Below are 8,050 nucleotides of genomic sequence, written 5' to 3'. Positions count from 1 at the left end.
CGCTTTTATCAACAAGGTATGCGGGCTGCAACCCTTATCCAGTCTATTTCATAGACCTCTTTGTCACCCTCCCAGGTTTAGCTGAGGTAAAATTAAATCTCTTTTTTTTGAGGAAAAGTTCCAAAAAAGAGGCAAGTATAGCACCGAAGTTTGAGAAAAATCAGAGGTTTGAAACCGCATAAAAACGCAGATAAACGCCGATTTATTGGTAGTTTATCTGCGTTTATTTGCGTTCATCTGCGATAAAAAATTAAATCTGATTTTCCTCAGAAAACAATCCCAGCAAAGGGCCGAGAATAGCGCCGAAAACAAAGCCGCCCGCGTGGGCCCAGTAGGCAACTCCCCCGGATTCCATGCCGACACTTGCCGGGGCATTCAACGAAGCCAGGCCGCTCAATGCTTGCTGTGCAAACCAAAATCCTAGAAAGAAGAAAGCGGGGACTCTGACGGTGGTAAAAAAGATTCCCAGGGGAAGCAGTGTCAGAACTCTGGCTTGGGGATATCTGAGAATGTAAGCTCCCATCACGCCTGCGATCGCGCCGCTAGCACCTAGGGACGGAATGGCAGATGATGAGGAAAAAAACCACTGAGTTAGTGATGCTAAAACGCCGCAAGTAAGGTAAAATATTATAAATTTGACGTGTCCTAAACGGTCTTCTACGTTGTTGCCAAAAATCCACAAAAATAACATATTGCCGGCAATGTGAAGAAAGCCTGCGTGCAGAAATTGCGAGCTAATTAGTGTTGTCCATTCGGGAAATGGCGAAGCTGGCAGAGCAACCCGACACATATTGCTTAACTGGCAAGGAATTACGGCCCAAGAGTAGAAGAATTGGGTTAATTGTCGATCGCCCAAACTGAGTTCGTACAAAAATACTAATATGTTTGCGGCAACCAGCCCGTAGGTAACGTAGGGAGTGATAGTAATGGGATTTTCATCGCGTAAGGGAACCACGGCCTTTTTTCCTCATCAAAATATTGGCAACACAGTAGCGCATTTATAGCCCAGGTGTCTCCTGTCTAAAGGAAGAGGGAAGAAGTCAATCGATTTTAGATTTTAGATTTTAGATTTTAGATTAAAGAATTGAATAATCGAATAATTGAAGAAAGCGACTTGACGGATGTATCCAGGGGGCTGAAACAAAAATAAAACCCATTTAATAAAACCCTCCACCTTGCAGTTAGTTGAATATCTGCTTTTTAGTGTTGGGTTTTATTTTACCGCAAAGGCGTATATTGTATGATTGCAGAGCAAGTTTGTAGCTGCGATATTGGTGCGGGTTTTCACCTCTAAACAAAACTACAAACTTATTTATCCCCTTGCTGATTACATTTTTACAGCGGGGCTAGTCGAAGGTTTAGGCGACTTAATTTCCTGGGAAGCTGCACGGGCGCGGTAGAGTTTAGCAACGGCTTGCTCACACTTGGACAAATCCGATTCTATCTCTGTCAAGATGGCAGTTGATACGGGATCTGTGAACTTCACGCGCAGGTTGTTGACATCGACAACACCGGTTTGCAACTCACCTAGAGTGCTCCGCAGCAAAAAGTTTTCATCCGTTCCTTGCATCGAAGCTTTTAATTTAGCGTATTTGTCAGCAATTTGGGCAGGAATTGAGGGTTTTTCACCGAAATCGTTGAGGCGTTTTTCGAGAGCGAGGATGTGGTTCTGTTTGTTTTGAATCATTTCTCTCAAGAGCGATCGCAAATCGCTGTCTTGAGTTTTTTCCGCATAATTTTGAAACGCTTCGCAAGCATAGCGTTCCCCTGCGAGGGCGGTATTCAAACCTTTAACAATGTCGCCTTGTGTAGACCCTCCCCAACCATTAGCTAATTTCCACCATTCTGCATTTGTGTCACTTTCTTCTGGCAAACCGACTTCTTTTCCGCCGTAACCGAGGCGAGCCATAATTGCGGTGGTAAATATTGCTAAATCTCCAGGTTGGCGGGAAGTAATCAAGTTGCCGTCAACTACTAAAGCTTCGTTAATGTAGTTAGCCCCGGCATTAATCATGTCTGTTTTAATTGCCAAGAAACCAGTCGCATTTTTGCCTTTTAGCAAGTCGGCTTCAATCAAAACTTGCGGGCCGTGGCAAACAGCAGCGACGATTTTTCCTTGCTCAAATGCTTCTCGTACAAAACGTACTGTATTGGGATTAGTCCGCATCATATCGGGAGCCATTCCGCCGGGAATTATCACTGCATCGAATTCTGCGGGTACTGCTTCTGTGGTAGTTCCGTCAGCCTGCTGGGCAACTTTTCCTTGTTTCCCTGCATACTTTTCGTTTGTCCGCGAACCGAGGACAACTACTTCAAATCCTGCTTGTTTTAAGGCGTTGTAAGGAACTAAAAATTCCGAATCTTCAACTCCATTTTCAATGAGTATGGCAACTCGTTTTGTGTCGCTACCGTTATCGGTTGTCATAATCAACATTCCTCAGACTATCTTTTATCTCACCATAAATAATTTATGATGTTTTTAGCGTCTTGCTAAAGTGATAAATTAGTTGGTTTTAAAAGATATGAGCGTGAGCCTTGAGAGGTATTTTACAGTAATTGTTTCAATGCACGTAAGATGCTCCGTTAATATCGATCGTAGTCCCGGTAGCGTGTGCAGCTAAACCCGACGCTAAAAACGCGATAACATTGGCAACATCTTGAGGAGGAGCGATTTTGCCGATCGGGATATCGCGAATAATATTAGCTTCACCGAACTCCTGAATAAACTGATTAGACATTTCTGTACTGACAAATCCCGGTGCAACTGTAAATGCCAAAATATTATCAGCCGCAAACCCTCTAGCAATGCTGCGAGTTAAAGCAACAATAGCACCTTTTGACGCGGCGTAGTGCAGATAATTCGGGTCATCGCCGCGAAAAGCAGCGCGACTTGCTATATTAATAATTGTACCGACTTTGCGAGTTTGAAAATGCAGAAGAGATTCCCGGCACAAATCGGCAACGGCAACTAAATTTACTTGTAGAGTTTGCTGCCAAGCTGAAGACCAAATATCGAATTTGTCCTCTATACCCGCTGACTGCATAATCCCCGCATTATTAACTAAAATATCAATATGACCGCGCCATTTTAAAGCATCTCGCCACAAAGTCGAGGCCGCGTTTTCCACCATCAAATCTGCTGCCAATAAATAACAGCGATCGCGCGCAACACTTGCTGCTACCGCTTCAGCTTCTTTCTGACTGCGAAAGTAATGCAAAATCACCTCTGCCCCAGCATTAACCAGAGTCCGCACCGTCACTGCACCAATCCCTTTCGAGCCACCAGTTACTAAAATTACCTTTCCGGTTAAATCAATCATTTCTCTATCTCTTTTCTCTTTCTCTGGCCCCTCAACACCCTCTGCAGTTAATAAAAAAAATAAATCTCCTTCACATACGAAATAGAATTGCTATATGATACAGCACATTCCATCTAATGTGTATGCGATTTCCTCATGCTGATGGATATCTGCCATAGACCTCTCCGAAAACTTCCAAATCCTTTACCCTGTTGTTTGTATTGGAAATATAGCCACTGGTTACAGCACTATAGCTTGTGTGTCCTTAAAGTCGATAACTACAGTGGATTGGGCAGCAAAGGTCGAATAAGCTCCATAATTCTATCGGAATTAAAATTATTGATATAATCGGTTAGTGCTTGGGACAAACTTGCTTTGGAGGCTGGAATTTGTCCAATTAATTCATTCATAACTTCGGTATCGAGATAGTAAGCGGCTTGATACATTTGTTCTAACCACTGAGGCGGCATGATGGATAGATCTTCTACAGACACCGTTTCAACTAATTGTTTTTGCGGGGTTTGTTCTACGGCTTCGTAGATATATGTTACTCCCAAATATTTAGCTAGTTTGTCAAAGATCTCTTTCTGCTGAAATGGCTTGCTTATAAAGTCGTTAAAGCCAGCCATAAGAACTTTCTCTCGCTCTTCTCCAAAAATACTGGCAGTTAAAGCAATAATGACAGTTTCTTGGCTCTGAGGGCGTTCTCTAATATGTTTAGTAGCTGTGTAGCCATCCACGATCGGCATTCGCAAATTCATCAGAATCAGGTGCGGCCGCCAACTCTTCCACAGTGAGAGTGCCTCCACTCCCTGTTTTGCTTCTCTCACCTCAAAACCAACCGAGGTCAGGATTTCGACTAACAAGCGGCGATTTTCTTCTAAATCTTCAACAATAAGAATGCGGTAAGTCGGTTGTCCGGGAGCTAAACCAATTACTCTTTGATTACTTGATTCTGGGGGTAAGGATTCTGCTTGAGGTAACTGTACAGGAATCTCAAAGGAAAAAGTGCTACCTCGGTGCAAAGTGCTTTTAAGGCGAATTTGACCGCCCATGAGTTTGACGAGTTTTTGACTGATGGCTAAACCGAGCCCACTGCCTTGACTCAAATTATTCCCAGCTTGGGCTTGTACGAATACCTTAAATAATTTATCCATTTCTCTGGGCGCAATTCCCACGCCTGTATCCTCAACTTCAAAAGATAGGTGACAGGATGTTTTGTCTCTTTTTGTTGCTGTTACCCGTAGGGTGACGCTTCCTTGGTTGGTAAACTTAATCGCATTACCGAGCAGATTGACCAAGATTTGATAGAGTTTTTTCTCGTCGCTATGCACAGATTGAGGAATGTCGGGAGCTAGCTCAAAAATTAGTTGCAATTCTTTAGATTGGACTTTAACTTGGAACATTTCTTCAATAGAAGCCAGCAAATTTCTCAAATCAAAGTCAGAAAGATTGAGTGTCATCCGTCCGCTCTCTATTTTGGATAAATCTAAAATATCGTTAATCAAGTCCAATAAATGTCTACCGCTACGATTGACAATTTGTAAACGTTCTTGGAGAGAAGGAGTCAGATTTCTCTCATAGCTCATCAATTGCGTGAATCCCAAAATTGAGTTCAGGGGGGTGCGGAGTTCGTGGCTCATGTTCGCGAGGAAGACAGTCTTGGCTTGGTTTGCTTCATTTGCGTGGTGAAATTCCCACTCAGCTTGTTTGCGATCGCTAATGTCAATTAAATATCCCAAGATTTCTACTGGTTTACCTGAACCATCTCGAATTAGCCTAAGCTGACCCAGCATCCAGCGATAAACCCCATCGGAGCGACGAAGACGGTATTCGTGGAAATAAAAATCATTAACGAATACATTTGGTAAGCCATTAAGCACTGGTTCTACATCATCGGGGTGTAAGTGATTCACCCAAAATTTAGAATCTTCTAAAAACTCGCGGCTTTCGTAGCCCAATATATCTTTGATATTTTCGCTGATGAACGTTGCTGCATAATCGCCAGCAGGTTTACAGCTAAAAATGACCACGGGGCTGTAGTTTAGAAGAAAGTGGAGGCGATTTGTGGTAGCTTGCAAGGCTTGCTCAGCCAGTTTTAGCTCTGTTGCGTCTTCCTGAACGGCAACATATACAGTTCCGTATTCAGGATGCTCAAACATGGATGTATGAGATCTGCACCAAAAGAGAGTTCCATCTTTCTTTCTATTGTGGACTTCATATTTCGCTTCCCCGCTCTGTTCAATTTGAGTGACGATATCTAGAAAGGTTACATCTGGTGTAAGCTTTGTATCGACATAATTCAAGACACCAACGGATTGACCTGCGAGTTCGCCCTCTGTGTAGCCAAACATAGCGTCAAAGGTAGGATTGGTGTAGACTATTATGAGGTCGGAGGCTTTAATCAAACACACTCCTCCTCCCATGTTATTCATGATAATGCTGTGAAGTTCTAGCGTTTTTTGAGCTTCTTTGCGAGCCGTAATTTCTTGGATCTGAGCAATAAAATGCAGTGGATTTCCCTGTTCATCTTGTACGAGCGAGGCATTAAGCAGAATCCAAATAATATGTCCTTGTTTATGGAAATACCGTTTTTCCATTTGGTAAGTTGAAATTGTTCCTGCTAATAGTTGATTGGCATAACTAAGATCCGCTTCTAAATCGTCAGGATGGGTGATGTCTTGGAAAGTTAACGCTAACAACTCTTCTGAGGAGTAGCCAAGAATCGGACATAAGGCAGGATTGACTTTAACCCAGTGCCCATCAAGTGAAACGAGCGCCATCCCGATAGAGGCATCTTCAAACGCATGGCGAAACTGCTCTTCACTGTTTCGTAAAGCCATCTCAATTTGTTGGCGATTTATTTCAGCTCGTTTGCGCTCGGTGATGTCGCGTTTAATTACAGAACACCCAGTAATTCTGCCTGTTGTGTCCTTCAGAGGTGATATGGTACAAGATATGTGGATAAGCTGTCCATCTTTTCGGACACGCACGGTTTCATAGTTTTCAACCCTTTCCCCTTGTCGAATCGTTTCTAGGATTTGGTGTTCTTCGTAGGTAATATTGGAGGGAATTAGAATGAGGATGGATTGTCCTATGATTTCTTCAGCCTTGTAGCCAAAGATTTTTTCTGCTGCATTGTTCCAGGTTAAAATGATGCCGTCTAATGACTTGCTAATAACTGCCTCACCAGAGTATTCCACAATCGCTGCCATGTGAGCCAGTGATGCTTCTACTTGCTTGCGATCGCTAATATCGCGCATAATAACAGTAAATACCGTTTCGTCTCCCATTTCCAGCCTAGAAATAGAGGCTTCAGCCGAAAACTGCGTTCCATCTTGACGACGACCCAAAATCTCGCTTCGTTCTCCCATCCTTCGCGCTCTGGTAGAAGACTGTGCAAATTGTTTGATATGCTGCGGGTGTGCATCTCTAAACTGTTCTGGCAGCAGTAAATTCAGTGGCTCCCCTAAAATATCCTCAATTTTATAGCCAAACATCTTTTCGGCCCCTTGATTAAACAGGGTAATGCGTTGAGTGCGATCGACTGAAATAATTGCATCATTGGCGATTTCTAGAATTCCCCCAAAACGAGCCTGCGATTTTTGTAAAGCATCTGTTCGTTCAGCCACAAGAAATTCTAAAGTTTCGTTAAGTTTTTTAAGTTCTTTTTCGGCTTGTTGGCGCTGGTAATCTATCTGGTTTAAAAAGCAAGCCGTCCCCAAGATGAGAATTGAGAAGGTGACAACCATAACCGTGGAACGCAATGTATAGCCAAAATTAGCGTTATACCAGCCTAAATTTTGTCCCTGAAGAGTGAACCAGTTCAGTGTCACTGGAAAGATCGTGGCCCAAGGCAGCAACCACCGAACCATTACTCCGCCGACCAGGCGACTGCTTATTACTTGCATTAATCCTTCGTTGGGGCGGAGCAATAAAATTCCTCCATAGAGGATGAAAAAGGTGGCGATCGTGTTTACAGGTTGAGCCGTCGTAACTGTGACCAAATGTTCAAGAATATCGACATTGAATAGGTATCCAAATAAAGCTAGTAGAGAAATTAAAGCTGCAACACTACTAAAAATCTGAGCCAACCAAGTGTCCCGTTGGGAATTTTTCCCTAACAGTAACAGTGCTAGTCCCATCAGCAAAAAATTTAGGGCGGTATTTACTCCCATTCTTCCCGGATAAGGAGTCGCTGAAGACACGAAATCTCGGAAAAGCCACTCATCAATACCCAGCTTCCAACCAAAAATATACTCGCTCAGCGTCAGCAAACCGATGATGATTATGAATCCTGCCATCCCTTGAGCGATGCGATTGTGCAGTCGGGTTCTTTGGTACTGCAACAATCTCAAAGACACTCCAGCCAGCAAAAAGCAAATTGCCGTGTTTGCTTTCATGGTCGAAGTCATACCGGGAAAACCACTTTTGAGTAGGGAGATGTCAAATTGCCAGCCCAGCAGCACGAGACATCCGATCGCAATGACGAGTAGACTTGCCATTTGAGAAATGCGCTTGTTCATAAATTGGCTGCTTCGGGTGAAACAATGTTCTTCTAATGTTAGGCGAAGCGAAGAAGGACAACCACGGGGGGACTGCTCCTACCTGAACAATGCAGACTTTGTAGGGCTGCGCCCCCTTGCCAGCTCAATATCTCCGTACTCGCAGGACTTCTTTCTGCGTAAAGTGACCTTTATAACCTCATAATTCAACTATACTATTTGTGCATACGCTTTTATTCCTCTAGC

General features: G+C 43.4%; 5 protein-coding genes. 1 reads left to right on the top strand and 4 read right to left on the bottom strand.

What is annotated here, in order from left to right; all coding sequences use genetic code 11:
• The coding region (locus tag QUA47_RS24625; RefSeq protein WP_333432686.1) for a hypothetical protein at positions 1–182 on the top strand (182 nt) is incomplete at its 5' end.
• A 68-nt stretch (positions 183–250) separates the two neighbouring features.
• Here QUA47_RS24625 and QUA47_RS24620 read toward each other — a convergent pair.
• The 4 genes from QUA47_RS24620 to QUA47_RS24605 form a co-directional block, all read right to left on the bottom strand.
• Positions 251–955 carry a rhomboid family intramembrane serine protease gene (locus tag QUA47_RS24620; RefSeq protein WP_190661623.1) on the bottom strand — a complete coding sequence of 235 codons (705 nt, stop codon included), beginning with the start codon at positions 953–955 and terminating at the stop codon, positions 251–253.
• A 372-nt stretch (positions 956–1,327) separates the two neighbouring features.
• Positions 1,328–2,425: a DJ-1/PfpI/YhbO family deglycase/protease gene (locus QUA47_RS24615; RefSeq protein ID WP_190661625.1), complete on the bottom strand. Its 1,098-nt coding sequence runs from the start codon at positions 2,423–2,425 to the stop codon at positions 1,328–1,330.
• A gap of 136 nt (positions 2,426–2,561) precedes the next feature.
• On the bottom strand, positions 2,562–3,320 hold the full coding sequence (locus QUA47_RS24610) for an SDR family oxidoreductase (RefSeq protein ID WP_333432685.1): 759 nt from the start codon (positions 3,318–3,320) through the stop codon (positions 2,562–2,564).
• 257 nt (positions 3,321–3,577) lie between these two features.
• On the bottom strand, positions 3,578–7,825 hold the full coding sequence (locus QUA47_RS24605; RefSeq protein WP_333432684.1) for a PAS domain S-box protein: 4,248 nt from the start codon (positions 7,823–7,825) through the stop codon (positions 3,578–3,580).
• Positions 7,826–8,050 lie beyond the last annotated feature (225 nt).

Source organism: Microcoleus sp. MON2_D5, from assembly GCF_036701905.1.
Taxonomy (GTDB): domain Bacteria; phylum Cyanobacteriota; class Cyanobacteriia; order Cyanobacteriales; family Microcoleaceae; genus Microcoleus.
The sequence above is the reverse complement of the archived record's forward strand: the minus strand, read 5'-3'. Positions and strand labels throughout refer to the sequence as shown.

Excerpts from the sequence above, each read along its gene's own strand:
- QUA47_RS24605 (WP_333432684.1), bottom strand. The coding sequence starts at position 7,825 with ATGAACAAGCGCATTTCTCAAATGGCAAGTCTACTCGTCATTGCGATC.
- QUA47_RS24610 (WP_333432685.1), bottom strand. The coding sequence starts at position 3,320 with ATGATTGATTTAACCGGAAAGGTAATTTTAGTAACTGGTGGCTCGAAA.
- QUA47_RS24615 (WP_190661625.1), bottom strand. The coding sequence starts at position 2,425 with ATGACAACCGATAACGGTAGCGACACAAAACGAGTTGCCATACTCATT.